21 protein-coding genes and 1 pseudogene are annotated in these 20140 nt (G+C 40.9%); 8 read left to right on the top strand and 14 right to left on the bottom strand.

Annotated elements, in window-relative coordinates; all coding sequences use genetic code 11:
- The first annotated feature begins 211 nt into the window (after positions 1 to 211).
- Positions 212 to 652 (top strand): GNAT family N-acetyltransferase, encoded by a 441-nt coding sequence (locus LDO73_RS07045; RefSeq protein WP_224060791.1) that lies wholly within the window; start codon positions 212 to 214, stop codon positions 650 to 652.
- A gap of 204 nt (positions 653 to 856) precedes the next feature.
- Here the strand turns inward: LDO73_RS07045 and LDO73_RS07040 are convergent, their stop codons facing one another.
- The 3 genes from LDO73_RS07040 to LDO73_RS07030 all read right to left on the bottom strand — a co-directional run bounded on the left by LDO73_RS07040 (position 857) and on the right by LDO73_RS07030 (position 3090).
- Positions 857 to 1573, bottom strand: a complete 717-nt coding sequence (locus LDO73_RS07040; protein WP_224060790.1) for an RNA polymerase sigma factor FliA — start codon at positions 1571 to 1573, stop codon at positions 857 to 859.
- 60 nt (positions 1574 to 1633) lie between these two features.
- Entirely contained in the window at positions 1634 to 1801 is a 168-nt protein-coding gene (locus LDO73_RS18120) for a hypothetical protein (protein WP_224060789.1), read from the bottom strand.
- A 176-nt stretch (positions 1802 to 1977) separates the two neighbouring features.
- Complete coding sequence (locus tag LDO73_RS07030) at positions 1978 to 3090, bottom strand: FliC/FljB family flagellin (protein WP_224060788.1); 1113 nt, start codon at positions 3088 to 3090, stop codon at positions 1978 to 1980.
- Between the two features lie 358 nt (positions 3091 to 3448).
- Between LDO73_RS07030 and fliD the strand changes: the two genes are divergently transcribed.
- The 3 genes from fliD to fliT are packed head-to-tail and all read left to right on the top strand — an operon-like array spanning position 3449 to position 5664.
- On the top strand, positions 3449 to 4882 hold the full coding sequence (fliD, locus tag LDO73_RS07025; RefSeq protein WP_224060787.1) for a flagellar filament capping protein FliD: 1434 nt from the start codon (positions 3449 to 3451) through the stop codon (positions 4880 to 4882).
- A 4-nt stretch (positions 4883 to 4886) separates the two neighbouring features.
- On the top strand, positions 4887 to 5285 hold the full coding sequence (gene fliS / locus LDO73_RS07020; protein WP_224060786.1) for a flagellar export chaperone FliS: 399 nt from the start codon (positions 4887 to 4889) through the stop codon (positions 5283 to 5285).
- A complete protein-coding gene (fliT, locus tag LDO73_RS07015; protein ID WP_224060785.1) occupies positions 5275 to 5664 on the top strand; it encodes a flagellar protein FliT in 390 nt (129 codons plus the stop codon). Before fliS ends, fliT begins: the two co-directional genes overlap by 11 nt.
- 146 nt (positions 5665 to 5810) lie before the next feature.
- Here the strand turns inward: fliT and def are convergent, their stop codons facing one another.
- Positions 5811 to 6317, bottom strand: coding sequence for a peptide deformylase (def, locus tag LDO73_RS07010; RefSeq protein ID WP_224060784.1), 507 nt, complete (start codon positions 6315 to 6317; stop codon positions 5811 to 5813).
- 562 nt (positions 6318 to 6879) lie between these two features.
- Here def and LDO73_RS07005 point away from each other — a divergent pair.
- Both LDO73_RS07005 and LDO73_RS18115 read left to right on the top strand, forming a co-directional pair.
- Complete coding sequence (locus LDO73_RS07005; protein WP_224060783.1) at positions 6880 to 7362, top strand: DUF4822 domain-containing protein; 483 nt, start codon at positions 6880 to 6882, stop codon at positions 7360 to 7362.
- Positions 7363 to 7651: 289 nt separating this feature from the next.
- Positions 7652 to 8815 carry a YadA C-terminal domain-containing protein gene (locus LDO73_RS18115; protein ID WP_224060782.1) on the top strand — a complete coding sequence of 388 codons (1164 nt, stop codon included), beginning with the start codon at positions 7652 to 7654 and terminating at the stop codon, positions 8813 to 8815.
- A 131-nt stretch (positions 8816 to 8946) separates the two neighbouring features.
- Here the strand turns inward: LDO73_RS18115 and LDO73_RS06995 are convergent.
- Positions 8947 to 9129: pseudogene (locus LDO73_RS06995) on the bottom strand (peptidoglycan-binding protein); the annotation flags it as partial.
- Positions 9130 to 9276: 147 nt separating this feature from the next.
- On the opposite strand from LDO73_RS06995, the gene LDO73_RS06990 reads away from it, so the two are divergent.
- Positions 9277 to 9753 carry a DUF1097 domain-containing protein gene (locus LDO73_RS06990; protein ID WP_224060781.1) on the top strand — a complete coding sequence of 159 codons (477 nt, stop codon included), beginning with the start codon at positions 9277 to 9279 and terminating at the stop codon, positions 9751 to 9753.
- Positions 9754 to 9836: 83 nt separating this feature from the next.
- Here the strand turns inward: LDO73_RS06990 and LDO73_RS06985 are convergent, their stop codons facing one another.
- The 3 genes from LDO73_RS06985 to LDO73_RS06975 are packed head-to-tail and all read right to left on the bottom strand — an operon-like array spanning position 9837 to position 11058.
- Positions 9837 to 10196 carry a hypothetical protein gene (locus tag LDO73_RS06985; RefSeq protein WP_224060780.1) on the bottom strand — a complete coding sequence of 120 codons (360 nt, stop codon included), beginning with the start codon at positions 10194 to 10196 and terminating at the stop codon, positions 9837 to 9839.
- 10 nt (positions 10197 to 10206) lie between these two features.
- Positions 10207 to 10620 (bottom strand): hypothetical protein, encoded by a 414-nt coding sequence (locus LDO73_RS06980; protein WP_224060779.1) that lies wholly within the window; start codon positions 10618 to 10620, stop codon positions 10207 to 10209.
- A 24-nt stretch (positions 10621 to 10644) separates the two neighbouring features.
- A complete protein-coding gene (locus tag LDO73_RS06975) occupies positions 10645 to 11058 on the bottom strand; it encodes a hypothetical protein (protein WP_224060778.1) in 414 nt (137 codons plus the stop codon).
- A 468-nt stretch (positions 11059 to 11526) separates the two neighbouring features.
- On the opposite strand from LDO73_RS06975, the gene LDO73_RS06970 reads away from it, so the two are divergent.
- Positions 11527 to 11742, top strand: coding sequence for a helix-turn-helix domain-containing protein (locus LDO73_RS06970; RefSeq protein WP_224060777.1), 216 nt, complete (start codon positions 11527 to 11529; stop codon positions 11740 to 11742).
- Positions 11743 to 11746: 4 nt separating this feature from the next.
- On the opposite strand, the gene LDO73_RS06965 is transcribed toward LDO73_RS06970, so the two are convergent.
- From LDO73_RS06965 to LDO73_RS06940, 6 genes are all read right to left on the bottom strand, one after another.
- Positions 11747 to 13615, bottom strand: a complete 1869-nt coding sequence (locus LDO73_RS06965) for a hypothetical protein (RefSeq protein ID WP_224060776.1) — start codon at positions 13613 to 13615, stop codon at positions 11747 to 11749.
- 73 nt (positions 13616 to 13688) lie between these two features.
- Positions 13689 to 17570 carry a host specificity protein J gene (locus LDO73_RS06960; RefSeq protein ID WP_224060775.1) on the bottom strand — a complete coding sequence of 1294 codons (3882 nt, stop codon included), beginning with the start codon at positions 17568 to 17570 and terminating at the stop codon, positions 13689 to 13691.
- Positions 17571 to 17626: 56 nt separating this feature from the next.
- Complete coding sequence (locus tag LDO73_RS06955; protein WP_224060774.1) at positions 17627 to 18214, bottom strand: tail assembly protein; 588 nt, start codon at positions 18212 to 18214, stop codon at positions 17627 to 17629.
- Positions 18211 to 18921 carry a C40 family peptidase gene (locus LDO73_RS06950; RefSeq protein WP_224060773.1) on the bottom strand — a complete coding sequence of 237 codons (711 nt, stop codon included), beginning with the start codon at positions 18919 to 18921 and terminating at the stop codon, positions 18211 to 18213. Before LDO73_RS06950 ends, LDO73_RS06955 begins: the two co-directional genes overlap by 4 nt.
- The gene (locus LDO73_RS06945; protein ID WP_224060772.1) at positions 18918 to 19661 is read right to left on the bottom strand and encodes a phage minor tail protein L; all 744 of its coding nucleotides are present in this window, start codon (positions 19659 to 19661) and stop codon (positions 18918 to 18920) included. Before LDO73_RS06945 ends, LDO73_RS06950 begins: the two co-directional genes overlap by 4 nt.
- Positions 19658 to 20002 (bottom strand): phage tail protein, encoded by a 345-nt coding sequence (locus LDO73_RS06940; protein ID WP_224060771.1) that lies wholly within the window; start codon positions 20000 to 20002, stop codon positions 19658 to 19660. The genes LDO73_RS06945 and LDO73_RS06940 overlap by 4 nt, the downstream gene beginning before the upstream one ends.
- Between the last annotated feature and the right edge of the window lie 138 nt (positions 20003 to 20140).

Here is a 20140-nt window from a genome sequence, read left to right as displayed (position 1 = left end):
TTATTAAATACTTATGATTAATTAACTATAAAATCAATTGATTGAATATACATTAATATCCGTAGTGATTGTTTCTGCATTTTTATTTATTGGCTCCATTATTCCCCGTCAAATATCTCGATGCTATCGCGCAAAAACACAAAGAAAAACAGGCAATTTTCATGATTCCGAGCTAAAACTATATTAGCGTTTTTATTTATGAGGGAATGACATGGAGCCAGTGAATAGCCACATCACGTATAAAGTGAACCATTCGATTTCGGTGGATGATTTTTTGAATTTATTGAAGCAATCCCCACTGGATACGTTTGTGCCCACTGACGATGTCGCGTTGCTGGATTCGATGTTAAATAATGCGGATTTACTAATCAGTGCTTGGGTAGATGGGCAGGTGGTGGGTTTCGCTCGCGCGATCACGGATTATAGTTTTTGCTGCTATATCTCTGAAATTGCGGTAGATATTCAGTATCTTCACCAAGGTGTCGGCAAGCATTTGCTGCGCCTCACCGCCGAGGAGCTTCCCCCCGAGTGTCATTTAATTTTTCGCTCCACCCCCGACTCTCAAAACACTTACCCCAAACTCGGCTTCAATCCCTGCCCCAACACATGGCATATCTCCGCCAAACGCTTTCTAGATAAAATGAAAAGTTAGTTTTTTATTTTTCCTTAATTTCGCCCTTATTTTTGCTTTGGTTTTGGTTTTGTACTTTATTATAACTCCCCCAATGCTCTAAATAATTCGAATCCACGGCTAGGCGGCAAACGAAGATATCCCGATGAGCATACATAAGTATGTGATTCGGGTAGCTGAGAGCAGCCAACAACGCTGTGGTTCGAAGTATGACGAGCGTTCGAGCTACGAGCGTAATTTAGAACGCAACCGTTTGATGGCCTGACTGTGAAGCTGACTAACTCTCGACTCCCCCACCTCCAACACCGCACCAATCTCCTTCAAATTCAGCTCTTCTTGGTAATACAGCGTCAGCACCATTTTTTCGCGCTCTGGCAATTGTTCTATTGCCGCCACGATTTGCTCTTTCAGGCTGGATTCCATTAATAAGCTCAGTGGGTTGCCGCCATCGTCTTCATCCATTGAAGGTTCGCAGCTTTCACCGTGCACTTCATGCCATTCATCATAGGAGAACAGTTGGCTATTGTTGGTATCCAGTAGCACTTGGCGATATTCCGATAGGTCGATATCCAGCGCTTTGGCAATTTCAGGCTCTGTGGCACTGCGCCCAAGGCTTTGCTCAAGTTCACCAATGGCTTTGGTCATTTCACGGGCTTGGCGACGTACACTACGGGGAACCCAGTCACGGCTACGCAGTTCATCGAGCATGGATCCGCGGATCCGCTGCACAGCATAAGTGGCAAAAGAGGCACCTAATGAGGCATCGAAACGTTCTAATGCGTGGAGTAGCCCGATGCCACCCGCTTGGATTAGGTCATCGATATCAACGCTGGCAGGAAGTCGGACTTGCAGTTTCAGGGCTTCATGGCGTATTAGAGGGTAATAACGCTCCCATAGGCTATTTTTATTAATGACACCTTCGGCAGTATATAAATCACTCACAACCTGAATCACCCTTCAAGTTTTAACTAAAGGTAGCCATTATCTGTGTTACGCGTAATTTCAATCCGCAGAGTAAGGCACTAAATCAGCCGTTATTCTTTTTATCCTAAATAAATTTGATGGAGCCCAATATTTTTTGAGTCTATTTTTTGCTTTTGCTTTTGCTTTTGCTTTTGCTTTTGCTTTTGACCTTGCCTTTGACCTTGCTTTTGCTCTTAACAACGCCAAAGCCCGCCCTAAATAATTCGTGTTGCAGCTAGGCGGCAAGCTGAATTATCCCTAGGAGCATACTGAAGTATGTGACTAGGGTAATTTAGTGCAGCCAACAACGCTGCGGCGCGAAGTATAACGGGCATGAAAAAGGCCAGCATTGCTGGCCTTTTATCTCAGAAACCGATCACGAATTAACGTAACAGGCTTAACACACCTTGTGGAACTTGGTTAGCTTGCGCTAACACAGCAGTACCTGCTTGTTGCAGAATCTGACCACGGCTCATGTTAGAAACTTCTGTCGCGAAGTCAGCATCTTGGATACGGCTACGTGCTGCGCTCAGGTTGTTAACAGAGTTGTTCAGGTTGTTGATAGTAGATTGGAAACGGTTTTGAATCGCACCTAATTTAGAACGGCTTTCATCAACTTTGTTGATTGCAGCGTCTAAAGTTGCCAGAGCGTCGCCTTTAACTTCCAATCCAGCAGGTGCATCTTTACCTGCATCTGGAGTAAACTCTTTGCCTGCAACAGCTGAAGTCGCTTTTAAGTTAACTTCTGTACCTGTTCCAGCCTCAAAGTCTGCATTAGAAACTAAATAATCTTTACCGCCTTTTGTCGCAATATATTGTCCCGCGACTGCTTTACCATCAACAGTATACTCTTTTACTGCTAAACCAGTTTCATAAGCAGTACCACCTGCAACACCTACTTTATCAGCAGTAACATCTGTTGCACCTTTAGCAGTAACACCTTTTTTACCTGCAGGAGTAGCTTCAAACAGTTTATCGCTAGAAACACCTAATGTTTCAGTGTTAGTTTTGTCTAAGCTGAATTTGATCACTTCGTTATCGTTAGTACCTACTTGGATGCTCATCTCAGTTTTTTCGCCGCTCAGAACTTTCACGCCGTTAAATTGAGTTTGATCTGAAATACGAGTGATTTCAGCTAAACGTTCAGTCACTTCGTTTTGGATTGAAGTGATATCTGAGTTAGAGTTAGAACCGTTTTTCGCTTGAACAGTCAGCTCACGAATACGTTGTAAGTTATCGTTAATCTCGTTCAGTGCACCTTCAGTTGTTTGTGCAATAGAGATACCGTCGTTTGCGTTACGAGAAGCTTGAGTTAAACCTTTGATGTTTGCAGTGAAACGGTTAGCAATTGCTTGACCCGCAGCGTCATCTTTTGCGCTGTTGATACGTGAACCAGAAGATAAACGCTCAATAGCAGAGCCTAATACGCCTTGTGAACGGTTTAAGTTGTTCTGAGTAGTCAGAGACAGAATGTTGGTGTTAATGACTTGTGCCATGATGTATTCCTTAATTATTCAATGTAAGTCAAGCCTGCGGCTTAACCGTGTAATTGTTTTGTCAGCAATAACATTATCGGCGGCACCCAAAACCCCTTTAGCCATTTTTATAAAATTTTTTCACGAATAACGGCAAAAGTGCGTTGGAATCAGCTTTTTTCACACTAAATTTTTTATTAAACCCTTCGATTATGGTTAATGTCCTTATCATTTTTATTCAATAAGCCTAATTACCTGCTTTTTACGGTTTAACTCCTTCCATTATTATTTCTCAGAATAGTCTAATATTTTTCCCCAATTCGCCGATAAAGGACTAAATACGAATTTATTTTCAGGGTTTAATATTCAGGAGAGATTTATGGCAGGCATATCCACACTTGGTATCGGGGCTAACTTAGACTTAAATGTACAAATGGACCAATTGGAGGCGATGGAAAAGCGCCGCTTAGATCCATTAACACAACAAAAAGCCAGCTATGATGCGCAAATCAGTGCATTTGGTAAGATGCAATCTTCATTAGAAAAACTGAAAAAAGCGGCGGAAGATCTCAAGAAATATCAAGACATCAGTACGACCAAAGTGAGTGGTGAATATAAAGCCTTTGATGTCAAAACCGATGGTAAAGCGGTTGCTGGTGTACATGACGTTAAAGTCACCCAACTGGCTAAGGCGCAAACTATCGCCACTAAAGGGCATAGCGATAATAAAGAATTACTAGGTGGTTCAGAGAAAGAACGCACGATTACGATCACTCAGCCTTCACAAAAAGAAGATAAAGATAAAATCGTCATCAAGCTTGATGCAGGTAGCACATCATTAATCGAGATTGCCGACGCCATTAATAAAACCGATAAAGGCGTTTCTGCTTCTGTTATCAAAGATAAAGACAATCAATACCACTTAGTTGTCACCTCGAAAAAAGCGGGTACTGATAACCGTATGAGTATCAGTGTTGATGGCGATGATAAATTAGCAAAAGTGCTGAATGTCGAATCAACCTTAGTCGATGGTAAAGTCACGATTGTGGATGAAGCCAAGAGCGGCATGGAACAAAAAGTTCCACCACAAAATGCTGAACTCATTATTGATGGTTTCGAATTAGAGTCACAAACTAACGAAGCCAAAGACCTATTTCCTGGTTTAACTCTGTCTTTAAAGAAAGAAAGTGAAGATGGTAAATCAGACCATTTAATTATCTCTGAAGATATTGAACCAGCTAAAGCTAAAATCAAAGCGTGGGTGGATGCCTATAATGAGTTCCAAACCTTAGCCAAAGAACTCACTAAATATACACCAACTAAAAATGGCACCACTCCAGATAAAACCAATGGACCATTAATTGGCGACTCTACTCTTCGCACTATTCAAAGTACCTTACGTACCCAAGTACGTAGCCCACAAGATAGCGGTGAATTAAACCTGCTGAATAAAATGGGGATTAAGCAAAAGCTGGACGGTACATTAGAAATCGACAGTAAAAAACTCGATAGTGCACTAAAAGATAACCCATCTAGCGTAAAAGTATTCTTTGCTGGTGACGGTGAAAAAACCGGATTTGCCACGGAAAACTTTAACTTTCTAAAAGAAACGTTAGATACGAAAGAAGGTACGCTACATAACGCAACCGATGGTGTTCAACGTAAGAAAAAAAGCTTAGACAAGCGTATTGAACAAACTAATAAGCAAATTGAAAATACTATGGATATGCACCGTAGACAGTTCCAGAACCTCGATAAAATGATGAGTTCATTGAACAGCACCACTAATTCATTAGGCAGACTTTTAGGTTAACCGTATGTATCAACGTAAAGCTAATCAAGCCTATCAGCAGGTCAGTTTGGAGAGTGAAATCGCCAATGCGACCCCGTATCAACTGATCCAAATCCTGTTTAAAGGGGCCTTAAGTGCCCTTAAACGGGGAGAGATTTTTATGGAGCAGGGAAACATTGCTGAAAAGGGTAAAGAAATCTCAAAAGCAATCGACATCATTGACACGGGATTAAAACAATCGCTAAATTACGAGGCTGGTGGCGAACTTGCTGAAAATTTAGCGAATTTGTATGAATACATGACGCGGCAATTGCTCCGCGCCAACATAGAAAATAACGTGACTTATGTCCAAGAAGTTTACCAATTACTCTCCGATATCGCCTCTGCATGGCAACAAATCGGTGCAAATGTGGATGAAAGATAACCAGGTGGACAATAAAAATCCTCTCTATTTACTTGAAATATATCGTAATGTCTTAATATTAAGTGAAAACTTAGTTTCGCTCGCACAATCAGGGGAATGGGAGTCATTAATCTCCCGTGAAACTGAATATGTCCTTGCCGTTGAGAATTTAACGGCTCTGACTGAAGAATATGAGCAGGAACAACCTATTACTGACGACTTTGTGCAGTTACTACACCAGATCATTGAAAACGAACGAGTGACAAAAGAACACTTACAAAATCATTTGAATTTTTTAAGTAAAGAAATCAAACAGCTCGACCAACAAAAGGTTTTGAATAATAGCTACGGCCAATTTGATCAACCCGATGCTCCAAGGGTTATTAAACCTCTCGAGTAAACGGTAAAGTGTCAGGCAGTTCACCTGACGCTTAACTTAATAGGACAACCCAATTGGCACAAAGCACGCAATAGCAGCTCCCCGAATCACACTTGTTGGGTCTCGGGAAGCCGTAAAATAGACGGGGATTGCTGTTATTTTAATCTTTACTGCTGTTTCAATCTTTGCTGCTTTTTAAGCTTTTTCAACAACATATTGCGCTTTAACGTGGATAAGTGGTCAATAAACACTTTACCGTTTAAATGGTCAATTTCATGTTGCATGACAATCGCTAAAAACTCGTCACTGTCGACAACAAACTCCTTGCCGTCACGGTCAAACGCCTTCACCTTCACACGTAAAAAGCGTGGTACATCCGCGTAAACATCTGGTACGGATAAACAACCCTCTTGATAGCTTGTCTCCCCTTCGCTCTCAATAATTTGCGGGTTGATAAATACCATTGGCTCATTACGTTCTTCCGAAATATCAATCACCATAATGGCTTTAGTTTCGGCGATTTGCGTTGCCGCCAGCCCAATACCGTTGTCAGTGCTGTACATGGTTTCAATTAAATCATCGACCAATGTTTGTACTGCTGCGAAATCCGTAACGGGACTGCACTGAATACGCAATCTTTCATCTGGAATTTCAATAATCTCTCTTACTGCCATAGCTAAAATCCTGTTGATTCAATGACTTTTACTCAAGCCCATGTATTTTTACTCAAACCTATGAGTCAAAGTATCGCCCTTTTTTTGCCCACAAAAGATGCAAAAAATGGCAAAGTGGCTTGGAGATGAAAATTTCACAGAAAAATAACATGATCTAAGACAAAATACATCTGAAATCACCAGAAAACTCTCCGTACAGCCCATTTCTACAGGCAGGCCCAACGTATTTCATCGAGATCAGATAGTCCGCATAAAATAGTATTTGTAAATTTTACATGGCGAACCGATCAAAATATAAATCTGAATTAACACTGATTAGATAGCTTAGCTATAATTTTATTTCGACTTTCTATTTAATACTGTTTTTAACAGAAAATTTACACGGGATAAGCCGAATTCTGTTTGCTGATAACCCTTTTCTTTGAATACATAACCCAACATAAGCTTACGTTTTTAATACTTAATCATAATTCTTACCTTTGCTTTGTTCGCTGTTTAATTAATGATGAAGACCTGTTCGATTTTGTTACTCACATTTCTAATCTTAATAAATGGAGTTCTTATGAAATTAAAACCGATTATTGCCGCCCTGATTGTGATGTCCACCACTGCCGCTTTTACGGCTCAAGCTAACTCAACAGCACCTGTTGCAAAACAAGCCGTTAGCGCCAAAAAAGCCAATGCCTATGAAGAGATTATGATTGATAAAGTCTGGGTGACGACTCAAGCTGTCGATCAAGATAAAAAAGAGGTGCCAGCAACAGATAAACAAGTGGCAAACTTCTTTGGGCTTGCAGAATATTACCCCGATGGCACTTTTAAGATGCTAACTCTTGAAGGAGCTCCAAAAATGCAGGGTGATTGGTCATTCAGCGAAGATGGCAAAACCCGTTCATTAACGGCCAAAGATGACAAAGGTGAAGTCCTGTTCACGCGTGTGGTTGAAAACGTGACGGTGACACCGGAAGAGTACACTTACCGCATCTACCCATCACAGGATGATAAAACCAAGTATTTTGACATCATCCATAAAGTGAAAAAATAGTTCATACCATAATTGGGGAATGTATTTAGTATTCCCCTTTTTCTAAATTATTAGCCTAGTAAAAATTAATCTTTAAATTGCTTTAAAGCATCTAAGGATTACACTTCATTCCCTTCATCAATCCCATTGTATTAATCTTCATCCAACACGATTTTTCCGAGTTAATTAAAAATAAAAACGGATTTTATTTTTTTTAATATCCAAATTATCATTCCAACGTTTTTTTCTGAAGAATAATTTACCTGAATTATTCCTTTCTGATTTTTATTCGTTATATGGAAATTTCGTTATGAAAAATAAATTATTATTAAGTACACTTAGTGTGGTTATTCTCACATCTCTATCCTCTCAAACATTTGCAATAGATAACTATAAAGATGAGATAAATGCACCTTATGATTATCCAGAACATCGACATGAAGATAATCGAAGCACTATAGATATTGCGAATGAAGCTAAAGCTGAAAAATATATAAACATAGTAAATGAGATGATGCCAGCCCTTGATATCTACAGTACAGCTATAGAAACGTTATCACCATTAACTAACATATCCACTGCAGAAAGCTCTAACCCGTCATCCAATGATCCTTTATTTAGACCGAACTACAATCCTCCAACACCAGTTATAGGTACATCGCTTTCATCACCTACTCCTTCTGCTCTACATCTACAAAATACACTAGATAATTTAGACGATAAAATTAAAGATAATAGTTTATCAATTAATGTATTAAATAGTTCTATTAACGATTTAACTGATAAAACCAATGACTATCAAGAAGAGAGCTTAAAAAATAGTAATACATTATCAAATTCTCTCCAAAAAATGAAAGGCTCACTATCTAATCTAGAAAAAAGTATTGTCAAGAGTGAAACTAAAAATAAAAAAAATATTGATGATGAAGTATTTAGAAGCGAAGCAATTACGACATTATTAATTAATGATACAAACAAAAAACATGAAAAAGATACGTTAGTATTAAATACAGCTATCGAGGAATTAAAGATCAGCGTTAAAGATAGTGATGCAGTGACTAGCCTACTTATTGAAGAGGCGGAACAAAAAAGCAAGGAGTACGCAGATGTAATCATGCGTAATCAACAAACCTTAAATACAGAGCGCTTTAATAAACTTGATCAACAAAATACTCTCGATAAGAGACAATTTAAGCAGTTCAATTCGCGACTGGACCAAATGGAAAGTAAAATCAACCAAACCGCTCGTGATGCCAATGCAGGTATCGCTTCCGTAGCTGCAATGAGCAATATTCCCTATGTTACGGGCAACCGTTTCAGCATGGGTTTAGGCGCAGGTAATTTCAAGAATGGCAAAGCCGTCGCCGCGGGTGCTCAATATCAAATTAAACAAAATTTAAACGTCCGTAGCTCTATTTCTTGGAATAATTCTGATAGTGCGGTTATTGGTGCAGGTATTGCCTACGGCTGGTGATATTGGTAACTGCCAAGATTAAAAGCCAGTAATCTCTTACGCTTTCCTCTCTAATGCCATTAATGTATAGCACCAATTTTATTGGTGCTATTTTTAATTTCTATAACAATTTAGTCTTTATCCAGAAGATCTTAACTTGATGCATAAATTCCTAATGAATTCAGTAAATCAACATCAATATAAGCGGTTAATGGCAAGCCATGTGCTCTGCGATAATTGTTAATTGCCGTACGTGTTGCAGGTCCCATCACACCATCAATAGGACCATTAAAGTATCCTCTATCAAACAGTGCGTATTGAACACGCATAAATAGTATAGATAAGGTAGGGCCTAATTTAATATGTCCTCAGTATGACCTACTTCAAAAAAATAACTCTCCAATTGCAACGCGTTACATCCCTCTATACAATGCTCAGCTTTCTTAAATTTGTTATCTTAACTCATTCATGAAGTACGCATTGTGAAACTACTTTTTTCTCTATCATTAACGACTGCAATTCTTTCTGGGTTATGGGCATGGGTTGCAGATGTATTTGGCTTGATCAGTTGGGCGGGATTTTTAGGCTGCACGGCTTATTTTGCTTATCCCAAAGAAGGGATAAAGGGATTGCTTGTCACTGCATTAACAGCGCTAAGTGGTGTTGTTTGGGGATTAGTCATTATTCATAGCGATAAACTCACCCATGACTTACCTAATTTTGCAGGCTACTTTGTGACTACGGTTATCGCTTTTATCATGTGTTTTCAAGCCCAAAAATCGTGGCTTGCCTATATCCCAGGAACCTTTATTGGTGCCTGTGCAACCTTTGCCGCTCAAGGAAATTGGCAATTGACTATCCCGTCGCTTATTGTCGGCGTTTTATTTGGTTACGCGATGAAGCAAAGTGGTCTCTGGTTAGTCAAAAAACTCGATAGCACTTCCAGATGTATAAAGTAAACATATTCTTAATCAGAAACATCTAAGCGGCTTATAAAAATGAGGGTATTAAGTACCCTCTAGCTGTCAAAAAACGTATTTCTTTATTTATAGGCTATTGAAGCACCCGCAATTTTATTGAGCTCACAACGTGTTATTTTAATATTTGAATTTGATAGATATGCAGTATTCATAAGCTGGAACATTGCTCTACCATAATCATTTCCAACCGATTCCAATATAGATATTTCCTTTGTATCTGAATCACCATCACGCAAAGTTATTGTGAAAAAAGCCCTTTTATTATTCACATCCTGCTCACCTAATGTGATAGTAGAAATTCTTTTCTCTTTATTGATATAAGTATTACAATTATCTGCAAATGCCCTATTTATATTAATTTGATTTGCCATCGAAAAACTTGAGAATAATACACAATTTAATAAAATTATTTTTTTATTCATTACATAAATCCTATTTAGAAAAATTGTTTATTAAATGATTCACACACCCTGTTGAATAAGAAAAAATAGTATGAACTGATAAATCAGGAAGAATAGCCATATACACAAAACCATCATCGTCATAACTTAGGTTACAAAGAAAATAGTCATTAGTTTTATATTTGTACCCAGATGCAGTTTCTATCTCAACAGTCCAGTAATCAAAGTGGGATAAAAAACCCGTTTCATATGGAAATGAATGTCCTAATTTAGTTGTATTCATATTTTGTAGGTTACTGTAATCAGCAGTAATATGGAGCATACTATGGGAGTAATCTGTAGAATGTGTGACACTAACAGATTTTAGCTCTTGTAAAGAACAATTCATCACATAGAAATAACCAGTATGGTTAGTTGAAATTGCTTTTTCTATTACGTTATCCATTTGTCTCCAATCTTTATTGAAAAATTAACTATGGCAACCACCTGAATTCGAAAATTTTATATATAATTTAAAATCTTTAACTATATTAATAATCACAATTCCATTATCCCAATGCCGGATATTACAGGCCTTCTTCCTAAAAGATATGATTTTCCCTGTTGATATTTTGAAATCAATATCCCAATAGTCCGTATGACTCCATGCCATTACAGTGTATGTGAATTCGCATCCAGAAGTAGCCATTTCTAAATGTTCTAGCTTATCAATTCGTTGTGTCGTTTTATTTCCTTTCAACCCTGAATAATAACTTACAACAATAGAATTAATGGTTTCACCACTACTATTTAATATAAAAAACGTACCTTTCTTAATCACACTTTCATATTCTATTCTATTAACAATATTATTCTCGTGAATTTCATTAATATCATTACTCATAACACACTCACTATCATTGAGTTCATAAGATAAATGCTGATTTAGCATATGACCTATTTACCCTATATTGAGTAAGAAATGGTTATATTTAAAATGTTAAAATAAAACAGTAATAGATTAACTTATTTTTTGATGCATATTTCACAATTTTAAAGCAAATAAAAAACGCAGGCATTGCCTGCGTTTCGTATCAATACTTGAGTATTAGAGAATAATAATCACACCGGCATTGACATAATATGACGGCATACAAATAAGTAAGCTAGCATATTCGTGCTACAACGTGAAAATACAGACAATTACCGCAAGCTGATTTAGAACTGTTAGATAGTTCGAGTTCATTTGCGGTAATTTTTTGCCCCAAATATGCCCCATTAGATAAATTCCCTCATCCTCAAATCACAATTTCGACACAGTGATTTCCCCTCCATGCTATACTTCCTCAAAATCATTCCCCGGCAACTCTCAATGAAAAATAAAAATCTCGGCAACTTCATCAAGCAAAAACGCATAGAGAAAAATATCTCAACATCGGAAATTGTTAAAAACTTAACAATCTCAGAAGCTGGGTATATTCGCATCGAAAACGGGGATGATTTAGTCTATGTAGATGACTTGATGGTTATTGCCGAGATACTTGGTATTGATGTATGTGAAGCGTTGGAAGTATATGAGCGTAAGTAGAGCATTACAGCAAGGTGTCATTCTCACAGATATCTTGCTTTTCACTCTCAGCTTCCCCACACGCAGCTTTTTTAGCCTCTTCTCGCGCCACCCGTTCAGCTTCAATTTTCGCTAATCGCTCTGCTTCAGCTAGCCTCTGATTGTAGATGGAATCACTCGGCATATTTACACGAACATCAATCCAGTGGCCCGTTGGGATATCGCACGGAGCGTAGCTTTCGAGTTCATCGCCGTTTTCGTCCATGAATTCAGGGTATGTAGTCAGGCGTTTGAGTAGAATCGGTGGCGGTAAATCAGTGTGTTTGCGGTAGTGTGTCTCAATGAGAATGTCACCGTCGGCAAGAACTTTGTAATCAGCCCAGACTAGTTCCAATCCATTGATTCCTTTTGGAATGACAATACCTCCATTATAGCCCCCCCAACTCGCATCAGAGTTCATACCGAGAGTACCTTTGAGTTTATAAAGCCCGGTACCAAGTTTTTCGAGAGTGACACCTTCGGATTCGTCATTGTTCTCAGCTTTATCATTAAACAGCTTAACAACCGGGGACGCTGATTTAATGTTACCGGCACTATCTACTGTAGTGTTAGAGGAGCCCCATAGAGTATTAGATTTATAGGTTGCTGTGTTTGCGGTTATGCCCGCAGCTGTTTTCACTTTACCTGAATATATATCGATAGAAATACTTGCAAACGTGTCCCCAGTCTTGAACATTAGATTTGGCGCGTATCTGTAAGCCCAGTTGTTAACAGCTTCTGTTCGCCATATAGTAGACGCGTTGGCTCTAAAGTGCTCAACTATACTTGCATCAGTCCAGTTTTGGGCGACGCCTTCACCTCTGCCGCCCCATCCGAAATCACCAACCCTTTGAATCTCTTTCCATTGAGTCCAGCTATTAGCAATCGGGTCAAAAGACCTTCTAGCGATTTGATCGTCCTTATCAGAATATCTGAGTAGCATCTGAGTACAATAGACTCTACCGGTTGCTTGATGGATGCCATAGGTATCGTGATATAGGACACCGCCGTACCCTGCGCTATTCGGTGGAAATGTTCCAGATGTAGTTGGACCTATACGATAGCGCCCCGATCTTAAATCCGTCCTGTTGACGTTATCAAGAAAAGGTATATTAGTTGCTTCACTTGGACTCAAACCAATCCCATAGTCACCTGGATAAATTGGCGACATCCAACCAGACCACCTCATGCCAGTTCGGCTACGACCGTATAGTCTTCCGTTACCAAGTTGAAGTTGGTCTACCATTCCTGAATTATCTGAACCGCCTTGCCTTGTCATAACTAAAATAGCTGAGTATAGCTGGGCAAAGTTTATGGCGTCGCCACCAGATGCCGCATAGAATCCATTAGCCTCTAGTTTGTCGGCATCTTTGTAAGTTACTGGTTGAGTGTTACCTGATGGACTTGCTCCTAATCCATTAGCTCCCACTGCCATTTTTCCATCAATCAGTTTTTTCAGCGCAATGATACTTTCTAGCTTTACTGTTTCCCCGGTTGGAGTTTTGATTTCAACAATGCCATCCTGCGTCATCCACGTATCCATGTTGCGGAGGAAATACTGGATATACTGCTGATTCGCAAGCATCTTGCGAACGCCGTCACTCATGCTGTCCAGAACGAATGTGGCAATCTGATACTTGGCCGCTGAAGCTGTTACAGATACCGGATAGGTAAGATTAATCTCTGTATCTGAATTCACGGATAACACGGTGTTCATATGCACAGCATTATTGATAAAGATTGAGATTGGGCAACCTTCAGAGACGCCGGCCAAATTATCTTTCCAGCGCGTTCCTGTGCCTTTTATTTTTGTTTGTCCTGCTGTAGTTGCGATTGTGCCTGTTTGATAAATCATTTTTTAACTCCAAAATTTGGACGCAAAAAAACCGCAATTAAGCGGCTTGTTGTATTAATCTTACTATGCATCACTACACAATAACTTCATCTGTATAAGGGAACACAATTACTCGGGCCCGCATAACAAAACGAGTCACTTCTCCGCCTTTGTGTGGAATGCTTATTCCAATACTCGATGTTCCTTCTCCGGCAGGTACTTCGACAACAAACTCATTTACCGCGTAAAAATCACTCATATTATCTCCATTTGAAAGCCCATAAGAGAATGCATTGGTTGGACTTGCACCATCAACATAGACTGTGCAAAACCCTTTCTCACCACCTCCATTAGTTGAAAACCCCGGAGCACGATAAGCCAGCGCAGCCCTATTTGGGGTCTCAACTCCCATGTATGACGGGATTTTCTCTGTCGGATTTAACGCCCCCTGCACCCATACATAACACGATTTAGTTCGACGTTTAACTTTAAACAACTCGACAACACCTGAACCTTGCCAGCTCTTATTTATATAGATATCCCTTGTCACAGATACGATGTTTCCTTTCAAATTCTCAACATACACAGTACCTTTAAAGTCCCCATCAGCACCGTCAATTTTCCCTCTGAAAATGGCATTATTGAACTCAGTATCACCACCTTTAGATATTTTCCAGCCTTTCTTGCCAGCCTCGTAATCATTGGACTGAATAATGTTGCCGATTTTTGCGTTTGTGATGGAACCATCCTTGATTTTTGCAGTGTCTATTGATGCGTCTGCGATAAAGGCTTCTTTAACAAAAAGTTGTCCATTTTTCATATACATGAATATCTCCATCTTTCCACTCGTAGGATTGTAGAAAGCAAAATTATTCGCATTGAAACCGATGAATGACTCGACCTTACCCGCCTTTAATTCAGCACTAATCACCATACCTGCGGCATTGTATTTTTTACCATCAACAACAATAGTGATATTCGTACTGTGCATCGCATAGCCTGCTCCCTGTTCGAACTCAGCTTGCATCTTGGTATTGATTAACGCTTCCTGGTCTTTAAACTTCACTTGCACTTGGGCTTGAGACTCAGCGAATGACTTATTTAATTCAGCAATCGCTTTATCTTGTTTGACTACACCCGCTTCAATGGCAGAAACCGATTTATTTGTTTCTCCCAGTGATTTGTCAACTTGATTAATTGATGCTGTAACTTCGGTGATTGATTGAGAAAATGCACTATCTAACGTAGAAATCGCTTGGTCTAATCTCTTGATTTCAGATTGAACCCCGTTAATTGAAGCAGTAACAGTCGTGTACTTCTCTGCCCACGCTTTCTCACTGTCTGCATAGACACGCTTCAATTCTTTAACTTCGGCTCTAGAATCGCCATGAAGAGTAAGTAAACTCTCTTGAAGTTCATAGGTCGCTGCACTATTAATTAATGCGGCTTCATTTAACCATTCGAGCTTTTTATCTAATTGCTTCCCCGCCTCAGATGACATGAAATGTTCGTCCAGCACAGGCATGATAGTGTCAACGTCAAACTCAGACTCCCCGCGAACAAATGAAGTCCATTCCGATTCATTGCCTGATTTATCCACCAGCCTCGCCCTGAAGTAAAAAGCAATGCCCGCAGCTAAACCCGCTAACTCATGAGAACGCGATGGGTAAGGAACATCTGCAAGCAACATGAGCCCATTGCCATCATTGGTTTTACTGTACTGAATCTCTGTTTTTAACGTATCACCCGTGTTATCACCCAATCCCCAATCAAGCTTAATACCGAGCACAAGTGGTGAGGCCCTAAAGTTTACTGGCTTCGGTGGGTTTCCTACCTTTCCTGTTAATGTGGTTTCTGGCGCATTTGCCCAAATACTGGAAATTTCAGACGCATTAATCGCCCTAACACGCACTTGATATCGTCCAGAGTAAATCCCGTCAACATCAAATCCCAGTGATGAAGTTCTAGGTACATTGACCCAGTTACTGTTATCACGACGCCACTGTGCCTCATACGCAATAGCACTCACAGGCGCTTCCCAACTGACACTTAATGTTGAAAATGCTATGCCTTGATCAATCCTTGAGTAAGAAGAAATTTTCACATTTATTGGCGCTGACTGAACACTTGGAGGAATAACGGTAATAGGACGCTCATCAATTCGTGCGCCGGAGTCAATGTGTTCATAATTGTCAGGGTTATGAATGGCACCACTGATAGTGTAAGTGTTATCGCCGTTGTCGCTGATATTAATCACTCGATATAGTTGGACGGCTAAATCATCCGAATCAACGACCCATACAGCCTCTTTTTGCGGTACTTGCGAATACTCAACGGAAACCGTGACCACTTTTTTGTTTACCGAAGTAACGGTTCGCCCCTCTGACTTCCCATCAGGCAAGTTGATGATCAGGCGGTCACCCGCTTTAATTGAGGTGACTCTATCGAGGGTAATATTTCTCCCATTCGCAGAAGAGATACGCCCACCGGTATCACGCCCAGCCAAATTTGAATCGGCTACCGCGATAATATGACCAGGAGAAGGAATAGCCCCTTCTAGTCCTGTAGCAAAGGTGATCATGCGGTCATTCGCATTTGTGAGTAATGCCCAACGTCCGCGACGATTTGCTTCACTTCTACGGGTGCAGCCAATCGCGGATAACTCAGTTTTGCGTACACCATAACGACGCTGAAGCTTTAGGTCAGCAACCGCTTCAACATCATCATTACTGTGATTATCTGTATCAGTAAAAGATACCAGTGCTTGCGTATAGCGATTCTGGATACTGCCACCTGAATATGATGGTTTACCGCCGACAATATTGGCATTGGTGAACGTACGGAAGATACTGGATGGCATGTCTGCAACTGCATTCACTTTATTATCAGCCCAAAACGTCATACCGCGGAATATCGCCGCAATGTCACGCAGTACGGTGTAGGCTGACTCTTGCGATTGGATATACACATCACACAAGAAACGAGGCTCTTTACCGTCACCACCGCGCCCATCCGGCACTAGTTCATCACAATATTGTGCAATCTTATACAAGTCCCACTTTTCAATCTGAGAAGCCTTGATCCGGTCACCGCAACCATAGCGATTATTGAGCACTAAATCATAGAACACCCACGCTGGATTATTGGTTGCGGCCAGCTTAAAGGTGCCATCCCATACACCTGAGTAAGTTCGATTAACCGGATCATAGTTATTAGGTACTTTAATCAGTAATCCACCTTTCGGACGAACACTGATTTTAGGGATGCGATTATTAAATTGGCGTGCATTGAATGTGATAAAGAGAAGTGCTGTGTTTGGGTAACGCAACTTTGCATCAATCACCTCAGTTAGAGCCGCAATCGTGACTTTATCAGCGATGCGAGCAGTGTTCTGATTCTTCGTAAGCCGACGAATACGCAATTGCCAACCAGTGGTGGCTTTGGGTAAATCAACGCGATGGGTGCGTTGGTATTCGCTTGTTGTTTTTCCATCAAACGCTGACTTAACGAGTTCTTTATATCCTGTTCCATCCGTCGATAAATCAATAGCGTAATCAATGAGGTAGCCTGTCGTGTCCCCATTATCATGCTGCCGCATTAATTGCGGTACCGACAAGCGAACACGAACGGCGGATAGCTGAGTATTGTTAATCATTCTGACATACGGTTGGTCGTCTTTCAGCTCCATGCCGACAGAAATATCATTATCGACAGAGGGAATACCCTGAATATATTCTTGCTGCTCGCTGCCCGGTCTAAACTCCCACGTCACGCCTTCGAAGTTTTTGGTACCGTCTGAGTTGCCTATCGGTGTATCGTCGAGGAAAATACGAGTATCATCCAGCCCGCCTGCAATTTCACCTTCAGAGACCGCTAACAGAATTTTTGCGGTAGATTCGGAGAGTAAGCTGTCTTTTGATTCGACGGGCGTATGACCGCCACCACCGCCACCTTTGGCACCGTATATCGTTTCCATATTTCACCCATAAAAAAAGCGGCATTTAAGCCGCTAATATTGTTCTGTTTATCTCGCTATTTTTGGTCTTCGGTATATATCCCCGCAGAGATAATCGCCCCACCGACCTCACGTCGGTCTAGCCCATACAAAAGCGGTACCGGATTACCCTGTGCTGTTGTGTTCACTGATCCGCCAAAAGCATAGGATGGCTTATTGTCCGCATCTTGTCGCATTGACAGGCCTTTTGGTTGAGGGGATAGCATTTGGACAACACCACCCAATGCCACTGCGGCACCAATCGCACCAATCATGTCGCTGGCCCACAGTGCAGCTCCCCACGGCGCAAACATGGCAACACCAATTAGTGCCACACCTAAAATAGTCTGGAAGAAACCACCACGCTTACTACCTTTGATTACAGGAGCAATGCGAATTTCTTCGCAGGTATCAAGATGCAATTCATCTTCTTCAATATTTCGCTTGCCTTTGAACACAGCAAACTCTAGCCCCCTCAGGTGTGCATTTGCCAAGAACTGTTCAAACCCATCATAGAGAACAGATAGCGCCTTAATTGCTTCGCGTGGTGAATCGATAGCAAGTCTATGCTCACGTCCAAACTTGGCACCCAAAATGCCATAGAGCCGTATTGTTTTTAAACTCATGCCAACTCCTTGCGTCTGACTATTTTTACCGTTCTATCGCGCCAGTAATCACTGTAAGGAACTATTCGGCTGAGCTGTCCGTACAAGTGATGAAGTAACATGCCATTCACTATCACCCCCGCATGGTTCGGAACGTCCGCCTGTACTTGCATAATGACCATATCACCTTCTTTCAAGTCACCGGAGAACTCAACAAAGCCCTCTTGCTGCCAGTTGTCCATGTACAGGTTTCCGCCCTCTTCCCACCAGTGATTTTCGACGCTGTAGTTACGCAGCACTATGCCGTGAGTTTGTCGGTAGTAATCCATGATGAGCGACCAGCAATCCGCATGACCCAACACAAACGGACGCCCCTCTAACTCACGTTCTACGCGAGGCTGAATAGTACGAATATCACCTTCTGGCCATGACGCTATTACCCACGACAACCCTGTCGCATCACACTGTAACTTATCAATTTCACTCGGCTGAGACGTCACGCCATCCCCGCAATGACTATGCACTATCGCTATAGGATTGCCCCAATCTTCAGCATTGGCATAGTCTTCAGGGGAAAGCTCAAAGTGTTCAATGGGATTATCGGATAGATTACGGCAGGGGAAGTATTTTTTAACTCTGCTTTTTTGGCAAATAATGCCACACGCCTCTTTGGGATATTCAGCTTTTACATGCTGAAATATCGCCTCAGTTAATTTTATTGTGATCATCGTATTAATCCCGCCGCAGGGAACCCTCCAAAATCTAAAGGTTCATTTTCACCAAAGCGTTTTTTACAATCACCGATGAGTCCACCGCATTTATCTAATGCTGGATCATCGACAGGTTCGCCACGCTCATCGAAGTATTTATTCCCCGTATAATTACACCCTCGACCGCTTCGGTAATCACCTTTCATGCACCAGTAGCAGAGGTTGTGTATCTGGCGAACGGGTATCATTATCCCCTGCAAATCGAATGGGCTGGACAGCTCAAATTCAACAGATTCCCCGGCGACTTCACTAGTCTTGCGGTCAATGTAATAAACTTGTTTAAAACACTCTTCAGGGTTAGCCGCTGGGTTTCCATCTGGGAAATTTTTATCATCAAGATAGTGAGCAAAGGTTTCATAAATAGTGACTTTTGCTAATGCCATGTCATCAAATTGCAAGCACAGAGAAGAGATGAGCCCATCAATGTTAGCCACTCTCAATATAGGCCTAGCAGGACTTCCATCGCTATTTTTCGCTATCCCTTCGACTTCATAAGACCACGCACCGTACTCATTGCCTTGCCACCAAATAGGTTTAGGTTTGATGTTACCCCTAGAGGCGTCAATTTCTTCTGGCGTGTGCGGTAGGTTGTAAGCATGGAATCGAAGAACTGGACCATCAAATTCACTGCCGTCTACTTCAATCAACTGAACTTTATTGCCCGGCTCTAACCTTTGAATATCAGATGTTATGTTCATGCACTAAATGCCTGTTCAAACGTTGCAGATATGGTGATAGAGCTACCACCAATCGGTTTCAGCGTGATTGAATCCGCTTTCACTCGATACAGCCCTTTATCACCAAATGGCGGTGTCCAGATAAATGATTTTGCTGTGTGTGTTCGGATAAAGGAAAAAATAGGCATCACCTCAGATTTATGCCCTGTGTAGGTGATAGGCCATGATTGAGACTCTGTATTAATACCATCGCCTGCCACTTGCTTATATCCATCACCAAATTCAACCTCTTTTATTCGATGTTTGAATTCGCCGGTTGGCGCGTCTTGCGTTTGAGTTCGCCACTTAAATTCTTCAATCATGGATTACCTCTTAAATAGACGATACGAATCAGCCTAATGATCAAATATCAGGATATTAAATAGTTAAATTTGGTTTATGGTTAAAGGTCAGCCCAGTGAATTTAACCGAAGTGATGGCTGATTAGCTTCGGCGTGAGG

Origin of the sequence: Providencia alcalifaciens (assembly GCF_915403165.1) — a bacterium.
Lineage (GTDB): Bacteria > Pseudomonadota > Gammaproteobacteria > Enterobacterales > Enterobacteriaceae > Providencia > Providencia alcalifaciens_C.
Note: the sequence above shows the minus strand (reverse complement) of the source record. Positions and strands in the feature narration are given on the sequence as shown.

What these genes read in the sequence shown, in the direction of transcription:
- fliT (WP_224060785.1), top strand. Translation starts at nt 5,275, where the DNA reads ATGAAAGATAACCAGGTGGACAATAAAAATCCTCTCTATTTACTTGAA.
- LDO73_RS18115 (WP_224060782.1), top strand. Translation starts at nt 7,652, where the DNA reads ATGAAAAATAAATTATTATTAAGTACACTTAGTGTGGTTATTCTCACA.
- LDO73_RS07045 (WP_224060791.1), top strand. Translation starts at nt 212, where the DNA reads ATGGAGCCAGTGAATAGCCACATCACGTATAAAGTGAACCATTCGATT.
- fliS (WP_224060786.1), top strand. Translation starts at nt 4,887, where the DNA reads ATGTATCAACGTAAAGCTAATCAAGCCTATCAGCAGGTCAGTTTGGAG.
- fliD (WP_224060787.1), top strand. Translation starts at nt 3,449, where the DNA reads ATGGCAGGCATATCCACACTTGGTATCGGGGCTAACTTAGACTTAAAT.
- LDO73_RS06940 (WP_224060771.1), bottom strand. Translation starts at nt 20,002, where the DNA reads ATGATTGAAGAATTTAAGTGGCGAACTCAAACGCAAGACGCGCCAACC.
- LDO73_RS07005 (WP_224060783.1), top strand. Translation starts at nt 6,880, where the DNA reads ATGAAATTAAAACCGATTATTGCCGCCCTGATTGTGATGTCCACCACT.
- LDO73_RS06945 (WP_224060772.1), bottom strand. Translation starts at nt 19,661, where the DNA reads ATGAACATAACATCTGATATTCAAAGGTTAGAGCCGGGCAATAAAGTT.
- LDO73_RS06950 (WP_224060773.1), bottom strand. Translation starts at nt 18,921, where the DNA reads ATGATCACAATAAAATTAACTGAGGCGATATTTCAGCATGTAAAAGCT.
- LDO73_RS06955 (WP_224060774.1), bottom strand. Translation starts at nt 18,214, where the DNA reads ATGAGTTTAAAAACAATACGGCTCTATGGCATTTTGGGTGCCAAGTTT.
- LDO73_RS06965 (WP_224060776.1), bottom strand. Translation starts at nt 13,615, where the DNA reads ATGATTTATCAAACAGGCACAATCGCAACTACAGCAGGACAAACAAAA.
- LDO73_RS06970 (WP_224060777.1), top strand. Translation starts at nt 11,527, where the DNA reads ATGAAAAATAAAAATCTCGGCAACTTCATCAAGCAAAAACGCATAGAG.
- LDO73_RS06980 (WP_224060779.1), bottom strand. Translation starts at nt 10,620, where the DNA reads ATGGATAACGTAATAGAAAAAGCAATTTCAACTAACCATACTGGTTAT.
- def (WP_224060784.1), bottom strand. Translation starts at nt 6,317, where the DNA reads ATGGCAGTAAGAGAGATTATTGAAATTCCAGATGAAAGATTGCGTATT.
- LDO73_RS06975 (WP_224060778.1), bottom strand. Translation starts at nt 11,058, where the DNA reads ATGAGTAATGATATTAATGAAATTCACGAGAATAATATTGTTAATAGA.
- LDO73_RS06960 (WP_224060775.1), bottom strand. Translation starts at nt 17,570, where the DNA reads ATGGAAACGATATACGGTGCCAAAGGTGGCGGTGGTGGCGGTCATACG.
- LDO73_RS07030 (WP_224060788.1), bottom strand. Translation starts at nt 3,090, where the DNA reads ATGGCACAAGTCATTAACACCAACATTCTGTCTCTGACTACTCAGAAC.
- LDO73_RS06985 (WP_224060780.1), bottom strand. Translation starts at nt 10,196, where the DNA reads ATGAATAAAAAAATAATTTTATTAAATTGTGTATTATTCTCAAGTTTT.